Source organism: Nocardia sp. 2TAF39, assembly GCF_052114905.1.
In the GTDB taxonomy this organism is placed as follows: domain Bacteria; phylum Actinomycetota; class Actinomycetes; order Mycobacteriales; family Mycobacteriaceae; genus Nocardia.
On the sequence record NZ_JBFRFQ010000067.1, the window covers coordinates 1 to 16,850 of the forward strand.

General features: G+C 67.0%; 19 protein-coding genes. 5 read left to right on the plus strand and 14 right to left on the minus strand.

Annotation, left to right across the window (positions count from 1 at the left end):
* From rpsC to rpsJ, 8 genes are all read right to left on the minus strand, one after another.
* A partial coding sequence (rpsC, locus tag AB4Z47_RS28515; protein WP_441955432.1) for a 30S ribosomal protein S3 occupies positions 1-561 on the minus strand: 561 nt, incomplete at its 3' end.
* Positions 562-966, minus strand: coding sequence for a 50S ribosomal protein L22 (gene rplV, locus AB4Z47_RS28520; RefSeq protein ID WP_441955434.1), 405 nt, complete (start codon positions 964-966; stop codon positions 562-564).
* Positions 963-1,244 (minus strand): 30S ribosomal protein S19, encoded by a 282-nt coding sequence (gene rpsS / locus AB4Z47_RS28525; protein ID WP_441955436.1) that lies wholly within the window; start codon positions 1,242-1,244, stop codon positions 963-965. The genes rplV and rpsS overlap by 4 nt, the downstream gene beginning before the upstream one ends.
* A gap of 15 nt (positions 1,245-1,259) precedes the next feature.
* The gene (gene rplB, locus AB4Z47_RS28530) at positions 1,260-2,096 is read right to left on the minus strand and encodes a 50S ribosomal protein L2 (RefSeq protein ID WP_441955438.1); all 837 of its coding nucleotides are present in this window, start codon (positions 2,094-2,096) and stop codon (positions 1,260-1,262) included.
* Positions 2,097-2,129: 33 nt separating this feature from the next.
* Positions 2,130-2,435 (minus strand): 50S ribosomal protein L23, encoded by a 306-nt coding sequence (rplW, locus tag AB4Z47_RS28535; RefSeq protein WP_014981657.1) that lies wholly within the window; start codon positions 2,433-2,435, stop codon positions 2,130-2,132.
* Complete coding sequence (gene rplD / locus AB4Z47_RS28540) at positions 2,432-3,127, minus strand: 50S ribosomal protein L4 (RefSeq protein ID WP_441955440.1); 696 nt, start codon at positions 3,125-3,127, stop codon at positions 2,432-2,434. The genes rplW and rplD overlap by 4 nt, the downstream gene beginning before the upstream one ends.
* Positions 3,124-3,789 carry a 50S ribosomal protein L3 gene (gene rplC / locus AB4Z47_RS28545; protein WP_406270174.1) on the minus strand — a complete coding sequence of 222 codons (666 nt, stop codon included), beginning with the start codon at positions 3,787-3,789 and terminating at the stop codon, positions 3,124-3,126. Before rplC ends, rplD begins: the two co-directional genes overlap by 4 nt.
* A gap of 14 nt (positions 3,790-3,803) precedes the next feature.
* Entirely contained in the window at positions 3,804-4,109 is a 306-nt protein-coding gene (gene rpsJ, locus AB4Z47_RS28550) for a 30S ribosomal protein S10 (protein WP_003938093.1), read from the minus strand.
* A gap of 546 nt (positions 4,110-4,655) precedes the next feature.
* On the opposite strand from rpsJ, the gene AB4Z47_RS28555 reads away from it, so the two are divergent.
* The gene (locus AB4Z47_RS28555) at positions 4,656-5,132 is read left to right on the plus strand and encodes a hotdog fold domain-containing protein (protein ID WP_441955442.1); all 477 of its coding nucleotides are present in this window, start codon (positions 4,656-4,658) and stop codon (positions 5,130-5,132) included.
* A gap of 89 nt (positions 5,133-5,221) precedes the next feature.
* Positions 5,222-6,412 (plus strand): lycopene cyclase family protein, encoded by a 1,191-nt coding sequence (locus tag AB4Z47_RS28560; protein ID WP_441955444.1) that lies wholly within the window; start codon positions 5,222-5,224, stop codon positions 6,410-6,412.
* Here the strand turns inward: AB4Z47_RS28560 and AB4Z47_RS28565 are convergent.
* From AB4Z47_RS28565 to AB4Z47_RS28575, 3 genes are read right to left on the minus strand one after another with little or no spacing between them, the layout of a single operon-like run.
* On the minus strand, positions 6,382-7,251 hold the full coding sequence (locus AB4Z47_RS28565; RefSeq protein WP_441955446.1) for an ABC transporter permease: 870 nt from the start codon (positions 7,249-7,251) through the stop codon (positions 6,382-6,384). The two genes, AB4Z47_RS28560 and AB4Z47_RS28565, sit on opposite strands and share 31 nt — an antisense overlap.
* Positions 7,248-8,075 (minus strand): ABC transporter permease, encoded by an 828-nt coding sequence (locus tag AB4Z47_RS28570; RefSeq protein WP_441955448.1) that lies wholly within the window; start codon positions 8,073-8,075, stop codon positions 7,248-7,250. The genes AB4Z47_RS28565 and AB4Z47_RS28570 overlap by 4 nt, the downstream gene beginning before the upstream one ends.
* Positions 8,072-9,055 (minus strand): ATP-binding cassette domain-containing protein, encoded by a 984-nt coding sequence (locus AB4Z47_RS28575; protein WP_441955450.1) that lies wholly within the window; start codon positions 9,053-9,055, stop codon positions 8,072-8,074. The genes AB4Z47_RS28570 and AB4Z47_RS28575 overlap by 4 nt, the downstream gene beginning before the upstream one ends.
* Positions 9,056-9,418: 363 nt before the next feature.
* On the opposite strand from AB4Z47_RS28575, the gene AB4Z47_RS28580 reads away from it, so the two are divergent.
* Positions 9,419-10,945, plus strand: a complete 1,527-nt coding sequence (locus AB4Z47_RS28580; protein ID WP_441955452.1) for an aldehyde dehydrogenase family protein — start codon at positions 9,419-9,421, stop codon at positions 10,943-10,945.
* Positions 10,946-10,957: 12 nt separating this feature from the next.
* Here the strand turns inward: AB4Z47_RS28580 and AB4Z47_RS28585 are convergent, their stop codons facing one another.
* Positions 10,958-12,196, minus strand: coding sequence for a TetR/AcrR family transcriptional regulator (locus AB4Z47_RS28585; RefSeq protein WP_441955454.1), 1,239 nt, complete (start codon positions 12,194-12,196; stop codon positions 10,958-10,960).
* 127 nt (positions 12,197-12,323) lie between these two features.
* Between AB4Z47_RS28585 and AB4Z47_RS28590 the strand changes: the two genes are divergently transcribed.
* Both AB4Z47_RS28590 and AB4Z47_RS28595 read left to right on the plus strand, forming a co-directional pair.
* The gene (locus AB4Z47_RS28590) at positions 12,324-13,145 is read left to right on the plus strand and encodes an enoyl-CoA hydratase (RefSeq protein ID WP_441955456.1); all 822 of its coding nucleotides are present in this window, start codon (positions 12,324-12,326) and stop codon (positions 13,143-13,145) included.
* Positions 13,146-13,193: 48 nt separating this feature from the next.
* A complete protein-coding gene (locus tag AB4Z47_RS28595) occupies positions 13,194-14,219 on the plus strand; it encodes an SDR family oxidoreductase (protein ID WP_441955457.1) in 1,026 nt (341 codons plus the stop codon).
* 16 nt (positions 14,220-14,235) lie between these two features.
* On the opposite strand, the gene AB4Z47_RS28600 is transcribed toward AB4Z47_RS28595, so the two are convergent.
* Both AB4Z47_RS28600 and AB4Z47_RS28605 read right to left on the minus strand, forming a co-directional pair.
* Entirely contained in the window at positions 14,236-15,471 is a 1,236-nt protein-coding gene (locus AB4Z47_RS28600; RefSeq protein WP_441955461.1) for an Nramp family divalent metal transporter, read from the minus strand.
* 149 nt (positions 15,472-15,620) lie between these two features.
* Positions 15,621-16,610, minus strand: coding sequence for an alpha/beta hydrolase (locus AB4Z47_RS28605; RefSeq protein ID WP_441955463.1), 990 nt, complete (start codon positions 16,608-16,610; stop codon positions 15,621-15,623).
* Positions 16,611-16,850: the final 240 nt, after the last annotated feature.

Below are 16,850 nucleotides of genomic sequence, written 5' to 3' on the forward strand. Positions count from 1 at the left end.
GTAGAGGCCGTAATCGATGTCGGCGCGCAGCGTGTGCAGCGGCACGCGACCCTCGCGGTAGAACTCCGAGCGCGACATTTCGGCGCCACCGAGGCGGCCCGAGCACTGCACACGGATGCCCTTGACGTTCGGCGAACGCATGGCCGACTGAATGGCCTTGCGCATCGCGCGACGGAATGCGACACGGTTGGACAGCTGCTCCGCGACGGCCTGGGCGACCAGCTGCGCATCCGACTCGGGGTTCTTGACCTCGAGGATGTTCAGCTGGACCTGCTTGCCGGTGAGCTTCTCCAGCTCGGCACGGATGCGGTCGGCCTCCGCGCCACGGCGGCCGATCACGATGCCCGGACGCGCGGTGTGGATGTCCACCCGCACGCGGTCACGGGTGCGCTCGATCTCGACCTTGGAGATGCCCGCCCGCTCCATGCCGGTGGCGAGGAGCTTGCGGATCGCGACGTCTTCCTTCACGTAGTCCGCGTACTGCTTGTCCGCGTACCAACGCGACTTCCAGTCGGTGGTGATACCGAGGCGGAAGCCATGGGGATTGATTTTCTGTCCCATTTACTTTGCCCCTCCCTTCCGGCGGTTGCGAGTGGATCCACCGGCGGTGGGGATGCTCTCGACCTCGATGGTGATGTGGCTGGTGCGTTTGCGGATGCGGAACGCACGGCCCTGGGCACGCGGCTGGAACCGCTTCATGGTCGCGCCCTCGTCGACGTAGGCCGTCGAGATGACCAGCGTGGCCGGGTCGAGACCGAGGTTGTTCTCGGCGTTGGCGGCCGCGCTGGCGACGACCTTGGCGACCGGCTCGCTCGCGGCCTGGGGCGCGAACTTCAGCAGGGCGAGGGCGTCCTCGACGCGCTTGCCGCGGACCAGGTCCACGACACGGCGCGCCTTCATCGGAGTGACGCGAACGTGCTTGGCGGTCGCGCGCGCAGTCAGGTTCTGAGTCTCAGTCGTCGTCATCGCCGCTTGCTCTTCCGGTCTTCCTTGACGTGGCTCCTGAACGTCCTGGTCGGCGCGAACTCACCGAGCTTGTGCCCGACCATGTTGTCCGAGATGAACACCGGCACGTGCTTGCGGCCGTCGTGCACCGCGAACGTGTGCCCGATGAAATCGGGGATGATGGTCGAACGACGCGACCAGGTCTTGATGACCTGCTTGGTGCCCTTCTCGTTCTGCACGTCCACCTTCGCGAGGAGGTGGTCGTCGACAAACGGGCCTTTCTTGAGGCTGCGTGGCATTTCTTACCTCCTCCTTCAGCGCTTCTTGCCGGTCTTGCGGCGGCGGACGATGAGCTTGTCGCTCGGGCGGTTGGGCTTGCGGGTGCGACCTTCCGGCTGACCCCACGGCGAGACCGGGTGGCGACCACCGGAGGTCTTGCCTTCACCACCACCGTGCGGGTGGTCGACCGGGTTCATGACGACACCACGGACCGTGGGGCGACGACCCTTCCAGCGCATGCGGCCGGCCTTGCCCCAGTTGATGTTCGACTGCTCGGCATTGCCGACCTCGCCGACGGTGGCGCGGCAGCGCACGTCGACGCGACGGATCTCACCGGAGGGCATACGCAGCGTGGCGTAGGGGCCTTCCTTACCGAGCAGCTGGATACTCATCCCCGCGGAACGGGCCAGCTTGGCGCCGCCGCCCGGACGCAGCTCCACGTTGTGAATGGTGGTACCGGTCGGGATGTTGCGCAGCGGCAGGTTGTTGCCCGGCTTGATGTCGGCCGTGGGACCGGACTCGATCGGCGTGCCCTGCGTCACACCCTTGGGGGCGATGATGTAGCGCTTCTCGCCGTCCACATAGTGCAGCAGTGCGATGTTCGCGGTCCGGTTCGGGTCGTACTCGATGTGCGCGACCTTGGCGGGAATGCCGTCCTTGTCCAGGCGACGGAAGTCGATGACACGGTAGGCCCGCTTGTGCCCGCCACCGCGGTGACGAGTGGTGATGCGGCCGTGTGCGTTACGACCACCGCTCTTGGACAGCGGACGCAGCAGCGATTTCTCGGGCGTCGACCGGGTGATCTCCGCGAAGTCCGAGACACTGGCGCCACGACGGCCCGGCGTAGTCGGCTTGTACTTACGAATTGCCATGAGTTCTTCTCTACTTTCTGGATTCCCAGGCGCTTACGCGACCGGGCCCCCGAAGATCTCGATGGGCTTGCTGTCGGCCGAGATGGTCACGAGCGCGCGCTTGGTGTCTTTGCGCTTGCCGTAACCGAAGCGGGTCCGCTTGCGCTTGCCCTGACGGTTGGCGGTGTTGACGCTGGTGACCTTCACACCGAAGACCTTCTCGACGGCGATCTTGATCTGCGTCTTGTTCGAGTCCGGGTGCACCAGGAAGGTGTAGGTGCCTTCCTCGATCAGTCCGTAGGACTTCTCCGAGATGACCGGCGCCAGCAGGATGTCGCGGGGGTCGGCGATGGTGGTCACTTGCTCTCCTCCTGTGCCGCCTCGGCGGGGCCGTGAACGAAAGTGTTCAGAGCCTCGACGCTGAACACCACTTCGTCGCTGTTCAGCACGTCGTAGGTGTTGAGCTGATCCGGGGCGATCGGCTGCACGTTCTGCAGGTTCGCCACGCTCTTCCACGCGGCGATGTCCTCGCGGCCGACGACGACCAGGAACTTCTTGCGGTCCGACAGCTCGGCCAGGAAGCTCTTGGCGGTCTTGGTCGACGGCGTCTGTCCGGCGACCAGCTCGGCGATCACGTGGATGCGCTCGTTGCGGGCCCGGTCCGACAGGGCGCCACGCAAGGCGGCGGCCTTCATCTTCTTCGGGGTGCGCTGGCTGTAGTCGCGCGGCTGCGGGCCGTGTACGGTGCCACCGCCGGCGAACTGCGGCGCGCGGGTCGAGCCCTGACGGGCGCGACCGGTGCCCTTCTGACGGTACGGCTTCTTGCCGCCACCGGAGACTTCGCCGCGCGTCTTCGTGCTGTGCGTGCCCTGACGGGCCGCGGCCAGCTGCGCGGTGACGACCTGGTGCATCAGCGCGATATTGGCGGTCACGTCGAAGATCTCCGCGGGGAGCTCGACGGTACCGCTGCTCTTGCCGCCGATCTCCTTGACCGGCAGCGTGAGGACGGCGGACTTCTCTGTGTCCGACTTCTTCGTGTTCACGCTGGTCATGCGTGCGCACCACCCTTCACGGCGCTCTTGACGATCACGACGCCGCCCTTGCGACCCGGGATCGCTCCCTTGATCAGCAGCAGGCCGTTCTCGGCGTCCACCTTGTGAACCGACAGGTTCTGCGTGGTGACGCGGTCGTTGCCCATCCGGCCCGACATGCGCATGCCCTTGAACACACGGCCGGGGGTGGCGCAGCCACCGATGGAACCCGGGCGACGGTGCACGGCCTGCGCACCGTGCGACGCACCCTGACCACGGAAGCCGTGGCGCTTCATGGTGCCCGCGAAACCCTTGCCCTTGCTGGTGCCGGTGACGTCGACGTAGGTGCCCTCTTCGAACACGTCGGCGTTGATCTCCTGGCCGACCTCGAAGGTGGAGGCATCCGCGACGCGGATCTCGGCGACGTGGCGACGCGGGGTGACACCGGCCTTGGTGAACTGACCGGAGACCGGCTTGTTCACCTTGCGCGGGTCGATGGCACCGAAAGCGACCTGGACGGCGCTGTAGCCGTCACGCTCCACGGTGCGAATCTGGGTAACGACGTTCGGTCCGGCCTTGATGACGGTCACGGGGACGACGCGGTTCTTGTCGTCGAAGACCTGGGTCATGCCGAGCTTGGTGCCCAGGATGCCGGCCGCCGGCCTGTTCTTGTTGTCAGTCATGTCTCGAGTCCCCGTCACTGAATGTTGACGTCGACGCTGGCCGGCAGGTCGATGCGCATGAGCGCGTCCACCGTCTTCGGCGTCGGGTCGAGGATGTCGATAAGGCGCTTGTGCGTACGCATCTCGAAGTGCTCGCGCGAGTCCTTGTACTTGTGCGGCGAACGGATGACGCAGTACACGTTCTTCTCGGTCGGCAACGGCACCGGGCCCACGACGCGTGCCCCGGTGCGGGTCACCGTCTCCACGATCTTGCGCGCAGATGCGTCGATCGCCTCGTGGTCATAGGCCTTGAGCCTGATGCGGATCTTTTGTCCCGCCACGCTAAGTGTCCTTTTCTCCGCTTTCCTTCGTGGCCCGGAAGCTGGCTACACCAACTTTCTGGACCACCCTCAATTTGCACAGCCCGAACACACGAAGACGTCTCAGAGTCGAGACCATGACCGGGCACGCCCGATCCTCGCCGCTGTTCATCTGTCATGGTTCTCCGGTCCACGCGGTCGGGCGTGTCGCCCGTCCGCTCATTCCTCGGCCCCGGATCTACTTCATCTCAGGCCTGGAACACTGTCCCGGACGTACCCACGCCGGAAACCCAGCGAGGTACAAGATTGGGTACTACTCGCCTCGCTCGACCACAACCCGTTCCACACAGAAACAGACACGGTCCGGCGCAAGGCAACCCGAACAGTATGCCCGACGCACTCCCACACTTCAAATCTGCGTCTTTGGCCGCGCGGGCGCGGCGTGTTCGCGGCCCCCTTGCGGCTCGCGTCCGAGCGACAGCCGCTGGCGACTTCGTCGCGGACGCGTCGGCCGCTCGGAGCAGCAGACGGCTTACCCGGAACTTACTTCCGAGTAAGATGTGGTGCATGACGAAAGAGACCGTGACCTATCGCGGCTGGAAGAAGCTGCCGGACAACCGGCTGGGCCACGCCTTGTTCTCCCTCGGGATGGTGGCCCGGGTGCCGTACTTCGGTACCGTGCTGCCGAGCGTGGTCCGGCTGGAGCCTGGGCTGTGCGAGGTGACCTCGCCGAAGTGGTTCGGCATCCACAATCATCTGGGCACCTTCCACGCGATCGCGGCGTGCAACCTGGCGGAGGTGGCGATGGGCATGCTCAGCGAGGCGACCGTCCCCGCGACGCACCGGTGGATTCCGAAGACCATGACCGTGCAATACCTGGCCAAAGCCGAGACCGGGCTTCGCGCTGTCGCGAAACTGCCCGAGGTTCCGGACTTCGCGACCATCACCGAAGGTTGCGAAGTGGTGGTGCCGGTGTCGATCTATGACAAGAACGGCCTCGAAGTCGTGCATGCCGACATCACCACCTGGGTGACACCCCATTGACGTCCACACGTTGCCATTGCCAGCCGCCCACTGCGGGTCGCCCACGGGCTGGTTGCAGTCGCGTCGGCCGAACGGATTGAATGCCCCGTATGGCACTCAGCGCGGTTCGGGAAGTCGACGTGTGCGTGGTTGGGCTCGGCCCGACCGGACGGGCGCTGGCGCATCGCGCGATGCGGGCCGGGCTGTCGGTGACCGCGATCGATCCGCGTCCCGACCGGCTGTGGCCGCCCACCTTCTCCTGCTGGGTCGACGAGCTGCCGGACTGGCTGCCGTCCGGCGCCGTCGCGACCACGATCCCGGCGCCCACCGTGTGGACGACGACCGAACACCGCGTCGACCGGCCCTACTGCGTGCTGTCCAAGTCCGGTCTACGCGAAGCGCTTCCGCTCGATGACGCCACCGTCGTGGCAGGCCGCGCCAGCCGGGTGGACGCGCACGAGGTCGAGCTCGCCGACGGCACAGTGCACACCGCGGCGATGGTGTTCGACACCCGCGGATTGCCCACCCTCGGAGGCCGCAGGGCGGCGAGCGCGCACGGCATCTTCGTCGACGCCGAGGCGGCCGCGCCGATGGTCCGCGACGGCGAGGGATTGCTGCTGGACTGGCGGCCGGAAAACGGCGCGGGCCCGGACGAACCGCCGTCGTTCCTCTACGCGGTGCCAGTCGGCGACGGCACGGTGATCTTCGAGGAGACCAGCCTCGGCCTGCGCGGCGGTATGCCGCAGCACGAACTGCGCAGGCGCACGATCAACCGGCTCGCCGCGCACGGTATCCGGCTCACCGGCGCCGAACCGAGCGAGGCGGCGCATTACCCGCTCGACCAACCGCCGCCGCGCAAGGGCGAGGCGAGGGCGATTCCATTCGGGTCGCGCGGCGGCATGATGCATCCGTGCACCGGCTACAGCGTCGCCGACTCACTCGCATTGGTCGACACCGCGGTCACTGCGCTGCGGCAGGGTCACGACCCGATCGCCGAGCTGTGGCCATGGCGTGCGCGACTGGTGTACTGGATGCGGACGCGCGGCCTCTACGGCTTGGGCAGGCTCACCACAGAACAGTCCATCGCCATATTCGACGCGTTCTTCAGCGCCTCCCCGCGCGGCCGACGCGCCCTGCTGTCCGCACACGACGACTACACCGCTCTCGGTGCGGTGCTGTGCAACACCGTCGCGCACACCTGGCCGTTCCACTGGCGCTACGACCTGGTCGGCTGGACCAACCGGAACCGCTGGCTGGACTACGACTTCGATCAGGCTCCGGTCTCGGCCGCGCGCCGGTAGCCGCGGACCGCGGGGTAGGCGAAGACCACGATCATCCCGATCACCCAGGCGAGAGTCTTCACCAACGGCTCCGCCACCGGGCCGCCGTAGGACAACCCGCGCATGGCGTCGATGGCACAGCTCATCGGCTGGTTCCCGACCACCCCTTGCAGCCAGCTCGGGTAGACGGAAGTCGGTACGAATCCGGAGTTGAAGAACATCAGAAACGTACTGGTGATTCCGATGATGTTCACCAGAAGCACGCCGTCGGAGACCGTCGCCAGCGCGGTGACCAGCACGGCGAAAGCCACGCCGAAGAGCACCGGAATGCCGATCAGCGCCAGCGCCGCACCGAGCCCCTGGTCGAACCGGAAGCCGATGGTCAACCCGACCACAAGCACCAACAGCGTGGTGACCAGCACCCGGATCGCCTCGGCGAGCAGTCGCCCGGTCAACCCGGCCGCGCGATGGATCGGCATGGTCCAGAACCGGCCGAGCAGCCCGGTCAACTTCTCCACTTTCAATCCGAGCGCGCTCACCACCGCACCCGTCATCGCCGCGACCAGCGTGATCATCGGAACGGTTCCGTAGACGCTCGGCTTGCCGGTAGCCAGCGTGATCGAGTCGCCGAGCACGATGCGGAACATCAGCAGGGTAACGGCAGGATAGATCAGCGCCTGGATCGTGGTCGCGGGGTCGCGTGCCCACACCATCAGCAGTCGCTTGCACTGGATCAGGCTGTGCGCGGCCCAAGTACGCAGGGAATCTTCCGGGCGCGCGCCCACCTCGGGCAGCAGCGACGAGGAGCCGGTGTGCTCGGCCGCGTCATCGGCGGGTGCCATCGCCTCCAGAGAACTCATGACCGCCTCACACTCGCCCAGATCGCCAACGGGATGAACACCACCGTGAGCCCGGCCACCCACACCAGCGGCACCCACAACACTTGCCAGGTCACTCCCTCGGCCGCCATATCGCGCAGGGCGTAGGAGAACTGGGAGATCGGCTGGTTGCGCACGAACGGCCGAATCCACATCGGGTAACTGTGTTCGGGCACGAACCCGCAGGAAAGCATGCCGAAGATCAGCGTCGGCAGGGTCAGCGCCTGACTCAGCGACTCCGGGCTCTTGGTCAGGCTGCCGAGTGCATCGGCGCCGATCGCGAGCACTGTGCCGACGGCGAGTGCGAAGACACAGAACAGCACTGCCTGCCCGAGACCCGCGACGAAGCGGAATCCGATGACGTATCCGAAAGCCACCGCGGCGGTGAGCGAGGTGACCGACCGGACCAGCCCGGCCGCGATACGCGCCATGAACGGGACGACCATGCCGATCGGCATGGTCTGCAGGCGGGTGCTCAATCCGGTCCTCGCCTCGAACGCCGCTATCTGCGCGTTCGACATCATCGTGAAAGCCATGGTCTGCAGCACGATGATCGGCATGACGTACTGGGCGTAGTCGATGCCCTGGAACTTCATCACATAGCGCAGCGGAAGGTAGAAGCCGACCGTGAACATCAGCGGCGTGACCACCGCGACGATCATCTCGCCCTTGGTCACCATGGTCCGGACGATGCGGCCGGTCAGCGCACGCCACTGCGCAAACGACGAGAGCCGCGCCTCGGGCAGCTCGGCGAACAGTGTCGCCGCGGCATCCGGTGTGCTCTCCGGGGCGGTCGCAGCGGTCACGCGTGACCGCCCGTGTGGCCGGTGATGGACAGGAACACGTCGTCCAGCGAGGGGCGACGTAGCGCGATGTCGGCCAGGTCGATGCCCGCGCTGTCGAGCCTGCGCAGCGCCTCGGTCAGCGTGATCGCGCCCTCGGGCGCCGGAATGGAGAGCCGGTCGCCGCCGTCGAGGTCTGCGAGCACCGCGGGCGGCATCAGGTCGCCGAGCGCGTACGCGGCGGTTCGCAGCTTGGTCGGATCCAGTGGGACCACCTCGCAATAGCTGCCGCCGGTCTTCTCCTTGAGTTCGTCGGCGGTGCCCTCGGCGATCACGGTGCCCTTGTCGATCACGATGATGTTGTCACTGAGCACGTCGGCTTCCTCGAGGTACTGCGTGGTCAGCAGAACCGTGATGCCCTGGTTCTTGAGCGCGGTCACCAGATCCCACACGCCTTGCCGGCTGCGTGGGTCGAGGCCGGTGGTCGGCTCGTCCAGGAACACCACCTTCGGACGCACCACAAGGCCGCAGGCGATGTCGACGCGGCGGCGCATACCGCCCGAGTAGTGCCGCACCGCGCGGCGTCCCGCGTCCACCAGTTCGAACTCCTCGAGCAAAGTGTCGGCGCGCTTGCGGGCCGCGGACTTGGCGAGGCCCATCAGCCTGCCGAACAGCTCCAAGTTCTCCCGGCCGGAGAGGTTCTCGTCCAGCGCCGCGTACTGCCCGGTCATCATGATCGAGCGGCGCACGCCCGCCGGATCTTTCAGCACGTCGTGCCCGGCGACGACAGCGGTGCCGGAGTCGGGGCGCAGCAGTGTGGAGAGGACCTTCACCATGGTCGTCTTGCCCGCGCCGTTGGGGCCGAGCACGCCGAGAACGGAGCCGCGTTCGGCGACGAAGCTGACGCCCTGCAGTGCATGCACGTCGCCGAATGACTTGCGGACGTCCGCTACCTGGACCGCTGGCTCACTCGCATGCGAATCTGCTTGGTTGGAATTCGGCATCAACTCTCCACTATCGGCCGGTGCGGCGACGAGGTCGCCCGAGCGCATGCTTGCGCTTCGATTGGTGATCCGTCGCGCTCGGCGTGATGTTACCGGCCAGGCCGCGTCGCAATCGCGTCGCGCGTCCCACCCACCCCGGGGGCCCATCAGAAGTGTCCTTACTCACATTTACTGCTCCCGGTCCGCTTAGCAAGGGTTCGGCGCTGGTGAGAGCGATCCTGGGCGGCCAAGGGCTGGTGGCCGAGGCCTTGTCGGCCCGCGGCGGCAGACCATAGTCTGCTCGAGGGGAACCACAATCACTCGTCTGCGGCTGTGCCCCGCTGAGCGGCCCGCACGCTGTTTTCGACACTGCGAGAGGTGATCATGGCCGAGTCCGCGCAGCCACGACTGGCGGCGCATCCGGAAGGAACGGGCCGATCGAATGTGCTGACGTCCTATGATCCGCGCACCGGCGAGGTGGTGGGCAGCTACGCCGTGATGCATTCCGGCGAGCTCACCCGCGCCGTGCGCGCCGCGCGCGCCGCCGAAAAGTGGTGGGCGGAACTGGGATTCAGCACACGCAAGCGCTGGCTTCTGGACTGGAAGCATGATATCGCCCGGCGCTCAGGCGAGTTGGTGGCAACCCTGTGCGAGGAGACCGGAAAACCGGAGGCGGACGCTGCGATCGAGGTAATGCTCGCGGTGGAGAACCTGGACTGGGCCGCACGCAACGCCAGCCGCGCCTTGGACCGGCGACGACTCGGCTCCACGTGGCTCACCCGCAACCAGCTGGCATCGGTCGGCTACCTGCCGCTCGGCGTGGTCGGAGTACTCGGACCGTGGAACAACCCGGTATTCACTCCGATGGGCTCGATTGCCTATGCGATGGCAGCGGGCAATGCGGTGGTGTTCAAACCGCATGAGCTGACCACCGGCGTCGGGGTGTGGCTGGCCGACAGCTGGTCCAGGCTTGCGCCGAATCAGCCGGTGCTGCAAGTGGTTACCGGTGACACCGCGACCGGTGTCGCGCTCTGCCGCGCCAAGGTCGACAAGATCGCCTATGCGGGCTCGGAAGCGGGCGCACGCGAGGTGATCGCGTTGTGCGCACAGACCACGACGCCGGTCGTCGTGGAGCGCAACGGCAAGGGCAGCATGGTCGTGCATGTGGACGCGAAGCTCGACGACGCCGCCGAGGCCGCGGTATTCGGCGCGATGGCCAACGCCGGGCAGAACGCCACCGGGATCCAGCGCGCCTACGTCGCCCAGTCGGTCTATGACCGGTTTCTCGAGCTGGTCGTGGAACACGCTCGCAAGCTGCGGCCAGGCGCGGATCGGAAGGCCTCGTACGGTCCGATGATCATGGAGCCGCAGGTCGATGTGGTGCGCAGACAGGTGCGCGATGCGGTGGCCCGCGGCGGACGCACGGTGGTCGGTGGGCTGGAGTCGATCCGCGAGCCCTACATCGAGCCGATCGTGCTTGCCGAGGTGCCCGAGGAGAGCATCGCGATCACCGGCGAGGGCATCGGCCCGGTGCTCATCGTGAACAAAGTGGCAAGCATGGACGACGCCGCCGCGCGGATCAACGCGGTCGGCACCGATGTCGCGGTGTCGGTGTTCACCAGGGACGTGCACGAGATCGAGGCGTTCGCCGAGCAGCTGCGGGTCGGGGTGGTGACCATCAACTCCTCCACCGCCTACGCCGGCATTCCCGCACTGCCCTTCGGCGGCGTTGGCGAGTACGGCCAGGGCCACAGCCACGGCGACCAGGGGCTGCGTGAATTCAGCAGGACCCTCGCCATCGCGCGCAAGCGATACCAGGCGCCGGTCAACTTGTCCACATTCGACCGGCGCCCGCGGCACCTGCGCCTGGCCAAGATGATCTTCCGGGTCCGGCACGGGCGCCCTTCGTGAGGCCCGCGCTGATCAGCCGAACAGTACCGCGTCCATCAGCGCCGTGACCCGCGCCAGTTGGGCTGGGCGGGAATCGAATCGGATCAGCCTGCCGACGTCGATCACCTGGCCTATGGCGGCATGCACACGGAACCGCGCCTCCACCGGATCGCCGTCGAGCAGATTGGCCCACTCCAGCACATTCTGCCGCTGGATGGCGCGGAGCTTGTGCTGCTCGGCCTGCGGCAGGTTGCTGAATTCGGCGTAATAGACCGGCATGATCTCCGGCATCGCGAAACTGAGCTTGGCGTAGCGGTCCGCCAGACGCCGTGCCGCGTCCTCCTTGCTGGTCGCCTCGGCCAGCGCCTCGGTGATCGCGATCGCCAGCCGGTCCCCCGTGCGGAAGAAGGCCGCGGCGAGCAGGTCGGCCTTGCTCGCGAAATATCGGTACACACTGGAGGCGTTGATGCCGACCGCCGCGCCGATCTCCTCGATGCTCGCCTCGTGGTAGCCCTGCCTACCGAAGATCCGGATCGCCTCGGTGAGCAGCTGTTCGCGTTTCGAGGTCAGCGGGATGCCGCGCACCGGCGGGCCTGGAGCCGGCTCCGTGGACGCGGCGGGCAGTTCGGTGCGCAGGATGCCCCAAGCCATCTCGCGCTGCAGCGGAAGCAGCCTCGAGCTGGACAGCGTTGTGCGGTGCGCCGAGATGCTGGCGATCGCGCTGAGCACGCCCGCGGCCAACATCGCCACGTCGGCCGGTGACGCGGCGGGTCGCAGCCGCGCGATCGGTGCGGCGAGGGTGTCGTTCAGATCGTCATAGATCTTCTTGATCCGGACCCGGTCGTCACGCTCGAGATAGCGCCGTTCCCAGCGGTAGAGCCCGGCCTCTCGGCGGATCTCGATGGTGTGCTCGCTGATCGCGCGGATCAGCGCGTCCAAGCGCCGCGGCGGGTCCAGACGAGCATCGTCGGCGGTGTCGGCGACGTTCAACAGATGGCGCGCGCCCTCCTCGGCGGCCGCGACCAGCAGCGCGTACTTGTTCGTGAAATGCCGATACAGCGCGGGGCCGGAGATCCCGACCTCGGCGGCGATTTCGTCCACGCCGACCGGGTAGTAGCCGCGTTCGCTGAACGCTCGCGCGGCTGCCCTGACGATCTGGACCTTGCGATCCTTCGGACGGCGACGCACCGACGAGCCGCCCACCGCGCCGGTCCTACTCCCCGGGTCGGGCCGCGCGGGAGCGAGGTCGACCTCGCTGGGATCCGCGACCATGCACCTCTCCGTTCTCCGGCGGCACCGGTTGACAGTGCCCGACGATGGAACCTAAGTTAACCACAATTCGCAATGTGAACCATTATTCACGGCCCGGCGGCTCCCGAATCCCAGAGTAGGAGCAAACATGAGCAACCCCGATTCCGTGGTATCGGCTGGCGCCCCCGCGACTGCGGCGGGCTTCTCCGTGGTGCAGGACGGCAAGGTGCTGCGGGTCACCATCACCAAGCCGAAGCGGAAGAACGCCATCGACTACGACACCATGGTCGCGCTCGGCGACACCTTCCACGCGGCCGCCGAGGACCGCGCGGTGCGCGTGGTCCTACTGACCGGGGAGGGCAGCGATTTCTGCACTGGCGCCGATCTGTCCGCGACCGAGGACGAGGCGCAGCGCGGCATCACCTCGGACATGGTGATGGACGCGGCGAACCGGCTGGTGCGCGCCGTCGTCGACGCGCCGATTCCGGTGATCGTGCAGATCAGGGGCGCCGCGGCGGGCGTCGGCGTCGGCATCGCGCTGGCCGCCGACCTGGTCTACGCGAGCGAGGACTCCTACCTACTGCTCGCCTTCATCAACATCGGCCTGATGCCCGACGGTGGCGCGGCCGCGCTGGTCGCCGCGGCGGCCGGTCGACCGCTGGCCGCCGCGATGGCACTGCTCGGCGAGCGGCTGCCCGCGCCCGCCGCCAAAGCGGCCGGTCTGTTCACGGCGGTCGTGCCCGACGACGAACTCGACGCGACCGTGGAGGCCGCGGCCGCGAAGATCGCCTCGGGTCCGCGCCGCGCACTCGAACTCACCAAGAAGACACTCAATCAGGCCACGCTGACGTCGCTGGACGCGGCGCTGGCCGCCGAGAAGGCAGGCCAGTCCGAGCTGCTGCGGTCTTCCGATTTCGCCGAGGGCGCCATTGCGATGCTCACCAAGCGCAAGCCCGTCTTCGCCGACTGATCGGCCCGCCGCAACGAGCCACTTGGCGAGCGACTATGTTCATCGGCTATGACTTACCTGGTTACCGGGGCAACTGGGTTCATCGGTAGGTTCCTCATCCCCCAGCTGCTGAAACGCGAGGGCGACATCCATGTGCTGGTACGGCCGGGCGACGCGTCGGCCGACCGGTTCGCCTGCTGCGCGCGGGAGTGGGCGGGCGGCGACCGAGTACGGCCGGTGCGCGGCGATCTCGGCGCGCCAGGGCTGGGCATCGACCCGGCCTGGCTGGCCGAGCACCACGGCACGATCGAACACGTCTTCCATCTAGCCGCCAGCTACGACCTGACCGAGCGTGGCGGCGGCACCAGGCACGTGGTCGACGTCGCCGAGGATCTCGAAGCCGGTCTGCTGCACCATGCCTCGACAGTGGAGGTAGCCGGGTCCTGCGAGGGCCTGTTCACCGAGGACATGTTCGACTATGGCCAGGCGCTGGCCACGCCGATGCAGCGGGCCAAGTTCGAGGCCGAGCGGATCGTGCGCGGATCCTCCCTGCGCTGGCGAATCTACCGTCCGTCGATCGTGATCGGCCATTCCAGGACCGGCGAGATCGATCGGATCGACGGACCGTACTACTTCTTCCGGCTACTGCGCATGGGCGCGCAACTGCCGAGGCTGCTGCCGGTGCTGGTGCCCAAGCTTGGCGAAACCAACATGGTTCCGGTCGATTTCGTCGCCCGCGCCCTGGACCACATCGCACACCGGCCGGGCTCGGACAAGACCACCTACCATCTGGTCGACCCACGAAGGCAAAGCGCCGTCGAGGCGCTGAACCTGTTCGCCGACGAGGCGGGCGCGCCACACCTGGTCGAGGTGATGCCCAAGCGCACCCTCGACATGATGCTGCGCGTACCTGGCATGAACTGGCTACTTCCCCGGGTCGGCGTTCCGCTGGATGTCTTGGAGCACAGCGAATTCAGCTGCTGGTTCGACTGCCGCCATACCACGGCCGCCCTCGCAGGCACCGACATCAAGGTTCCACCATTGGCCGGTTACGCCCCGCTGATCTGGAAGTACTGGATCGAGAACTGGGTCTGAGCCAGCCGCTCCGCCGCTAGCTGCCCGTGACGGTGAGATAGATCAAGGCGACATTGAGCATCGTGATGATGGCGGCGACCAGCCAAGCCAACGTGGTGGTCACGCGGTGGTTGGTGTCGCCGCCCATCAGCGATCGGTCACTCGTGAAGCGCACCAGGGGAATCAGCGCGAACGGAATACCGAACGAGAGCACCACCTGCGAAACGATCAGCGCGCGAGTGGGATCGATGCCTGCCGCCAGGATCGCGATGGCCGGGATCAACGTGATCAGGCGCCGCGTCAGCAGCGGAATGCGCTTACGCAGCAGGCCCTGCATGATCATCGCACCGGCATAGGCACCGACCGAGGTGGAGGCCAGACCGGAGGCGAGCAGGCCGATCGCGAGCAACAGCGCGGCGACCGGACCCAGTGCGTCGCCGACCGCGGCGTGGGCGTCCTCGATGGTTTCGACCTCGCGGCCGCGCAGGGTGTTCGCCGCCATCAGAAGCATGGCAAGGTTCACCGTGCCCGCCAGGATCATGGCGAGCCCGACGTCGACCTTGGTGATCCGCAGCAGCCTGCTGCGCAGCGGACCGGCCTCCGGGTGCCCGTGCCGATCACGGGCCAGCCCGGAGTGCAGGTACACCGCGTGCGGCATGACCGTCGCGCCGATCATCGCCGCGGCGAGCAGCACGCTCTCGGTGCCCTGGAAGCGCGGCAGCAGGCCGCCGACGGTGCCGCCGAACGACGGTGGCGAGATAACCACGCTGGCCAGGAAGCCGATCGCGATGATCGCAAGCAGCCCGGTGATCATCCGCTCGAACGGGCGCTGCCCGCGACGGTCCTGCACCAGCAGCAGGGCCATCGATACCACGCCGGTGATCACGCCGCCGACCAGCAGTGGCAGCCCGAACAGCAGGTGCAGTGCGATCGCGCCGCCGACCACCTCGGCCAGATCGGTGGCCATCGCGACCGTCTCGGCCTGACCCCAGTAGGCCAGCCGAACCCGGCGGCTCGCCTTCTCCCGCACCGCCTCCGGCAGCGACAGGCCGGTCACCAGTCCCAGTTTGGCGGAAAGGAATTGGACCAGCCCCGCCATCACGTTGGCCATGACGATGACCCAGACGAGGAGGTAGCCGAATTGCGCGCCCGCGCTGATATTCGACGCGACATTGCCGGGGTCGACGTAAGCGATGGCCGCGACGAACGCGGGCCCGAGCAGGCCAGTCGCGGCACGCGCCCGCTGCCCGGCGAATCTGGCGGACTCGGCCACGGTGGTGGTACTCACGGAACAGTATTTTACGGGTTCCCAAACTTTTTCGTTAGTATCCCCTATAGAAACCGACCGCCTGAGTTGCACATCACAGGCAACCAGACGGTCGGTTAGACGTTCAGCCGGGCGAGCCGGCTCAGCTCAGCGGGTCAGATGCCGAGGCCCTTCGCCAGTACCGGCCACGAAAGCAGGAGCTCGTCGCGCCAGTAACCCCACGAGTGGGTGCCCGAGTCACGGAAGTTCCAGGTGGCCGGGATGCCCAGCTCGTTCAGTTTGTTCTGCAGGTTGTGCGTGCAGTAGTTGGTGCCCGCCTCGATCACGCCGCCGATGACGATCTGGTTCGCCAGACCGTAGGCGCCAGGCAAGGCGTACGGGCCGTTGAGCGTGTCGTACTGGCCGGGCAGGCCGTTCCCTGTGGAGATGTAGAGATCGAGCCCACGCAGCCCCTCGGCGTTCACGTACGGGTCGTTGGCCACCCAGTCGGGCGAACCCTCCGGACCCCACATGTTTTCGGTGTTACCGCCGCCCCAGGTCTCGACCGTCAGCTTCACGAACTCCGCGCCGACCGGGTCACTGGTCTGCGCGCATCCGCTGTATGCCGCGGCGGCCTTGTACAGACCCGGCTTGGCGATCGGCAGCGCGAGCACGGTGGTACCCGAAGTGGACAGGCCCGCGATGGCGTTCACGCCGTTGGTGCCCAGCGCGCCGTCGACCAGCGGGGGCAATTCCTCGGTGAAGAACGTCTTCCACTTGTTGCGCCCGAGTACCGGGTCGTCCTTGATCCAGTCGGTGTAGTAGCTCCACTTGCCGCCGATCGGCTGGATCACGTTGACATTCTTGTCCGACAAGAACTGCAGCGCATCGGTCTTCGCCTGCCACGAGGCGTCGTCCTCACCGCCGCCCGCGCCGTTGAGCAGGTACAGAGTCGGGCGCGGCACCGAAGCGTCAGCCGGGCGCTGGACGTCGATGGTGATCTGCTCGTCCATCGCCGCCGAGTACACGTACAGCCGGATATTGCGCGAGTTCTTGTATACGGCCTTGGCGATACGCGAACCGTCCGGGGAGGTCGGGTTGCCCAGCAGACTCTGGGAATCGATGATCGGGTCAGCTGACGCACTGGACGCGCCGAGCCCGGTCATGACGCCCGCGAGCACAGCAGTTGCCGCGATCGCTGCCGCGGCACGCAGTCCGCCGCGCCGGGTCTGTCGACGTATCAATTTCGCACCTTCACTTCGTCTCGAGATTCGCTCTTGCATCCCCACGCGCCGAGAGTGGATGCCCTGGACACCACGCCCGACCATACGGCCTATGTAGTCGTGACAACAGGGGTCATCGTTACCGCACCGTTGCCCTATCATGCCGGAACGGTCTCGATTCGA

What these genes read in the sequence shown, in the direction of transcription:
- rplV (WP_441955434.1), bottom strand. Translation starts at nt 966, where the DNA reads ATGACGACGACTGAGACTCAGAACCTGACTGCGCGCGCGACCGCCAAG.
- rpsS (WP_441955436.1), bottom strand. Translation starts at nt 1,244, where the DNA reads ATGCCACGCAGCCTCAAGAAAGGCCCGTTTGTCGACGACCACCTCCTC.
- rplB (WP_441955438.1), bottom strand. Translation starts at nt 2,096, where the DNA reads ATGGCAATTCGTAAGTACAAGCCGACTACGCCGGGCCGTCGTGGCGCC.
- rplD (WP_441955440.1), bottom strand. Translation starts at nt 3,127, where the DNA reads ATGACCAGCGTGAACACGAAGAAGTCGGACACAGAGAAGTCCGCCGTC.
- rplC (WP_406270174.1), bottom strand. Translation starts at nt 3,789, where the DNA reads ATGACTGACAACAAGAACAGGCCGGCGGCCGGCATCCTGGGCACCAAG.
- AB4Z47_RS28555 (WP_441955442.1), top strand. Translation starts at nt 4,656, where the DNA reads ATGACGAAAGAGACCGTGACCTATCGCGGCTGGAAGAAGCTGCCGGAC.
- AB4Z47_RS28560 (WP_441955444.1), top strand. Translation starts at nt 5,222, where the DNA reads ATGGCACTCAGCGCGGTTCGGGAAGTCGACGTGTGCGTGGTTGGGCTC.
- AB4Z47_RS28565 (WP_441955446.1), bottom strand. Translation starts at nt 7,251, where the DNA reads ATGAGTTCTCTGGAGGCGATGGCACCCGCCGATGACGCGGCCGAGCAC.
- AB4Z47_RS28575 (WP_441955450.1), bottom strand. Translation starts at nt 9,055, where the DNA reads ATGCCGAATTCCAACCAAGCAGATTCGCATGCGAGTGAGCCAGCGGTC.
- AB4Z47_RS28580 (WP_441955452.1), top strand. Translation starts at nt 9,419, where the DNA reads ATGGCCGAGTCCGCGCAGCCACGACTGGCGGCGCATCCGGAAGGAACG.
- AB4Z47_RS28585 (WP_441955454.1), bottom strand. Translation starts at nt 12,196, where the DNA reads ATGGTCGCGGATCCCAGCGAGGTCGACCTCGCTCCCGCGCGGCCCGAC.
- AB4Z47_RS28590 (WP_441955456.1), top strand. Translation starts at nt 12,324, where the DNA reads ATGAGCAACCCCGATTCCGTGGTATCGGCTGGCGCCCCCGCGACTGCG.
- AB4Z47_RS28595 (WP_441955457.1), top strand. Translation starts at nt 13,194, where the DNA reads ATGACTTACCTGGTTACCGGGGCAACTGGGTTCATCGGTAGGTTCCTC.
- AB4Z47_RS28605 (WP_441955463.1), bottom strand. Translation starts at nt 16,610, where the DNA reads ATGACCGGGCTCGGCGCGTCCAGTGCGTCAGCTGACCCGATCATCGAT.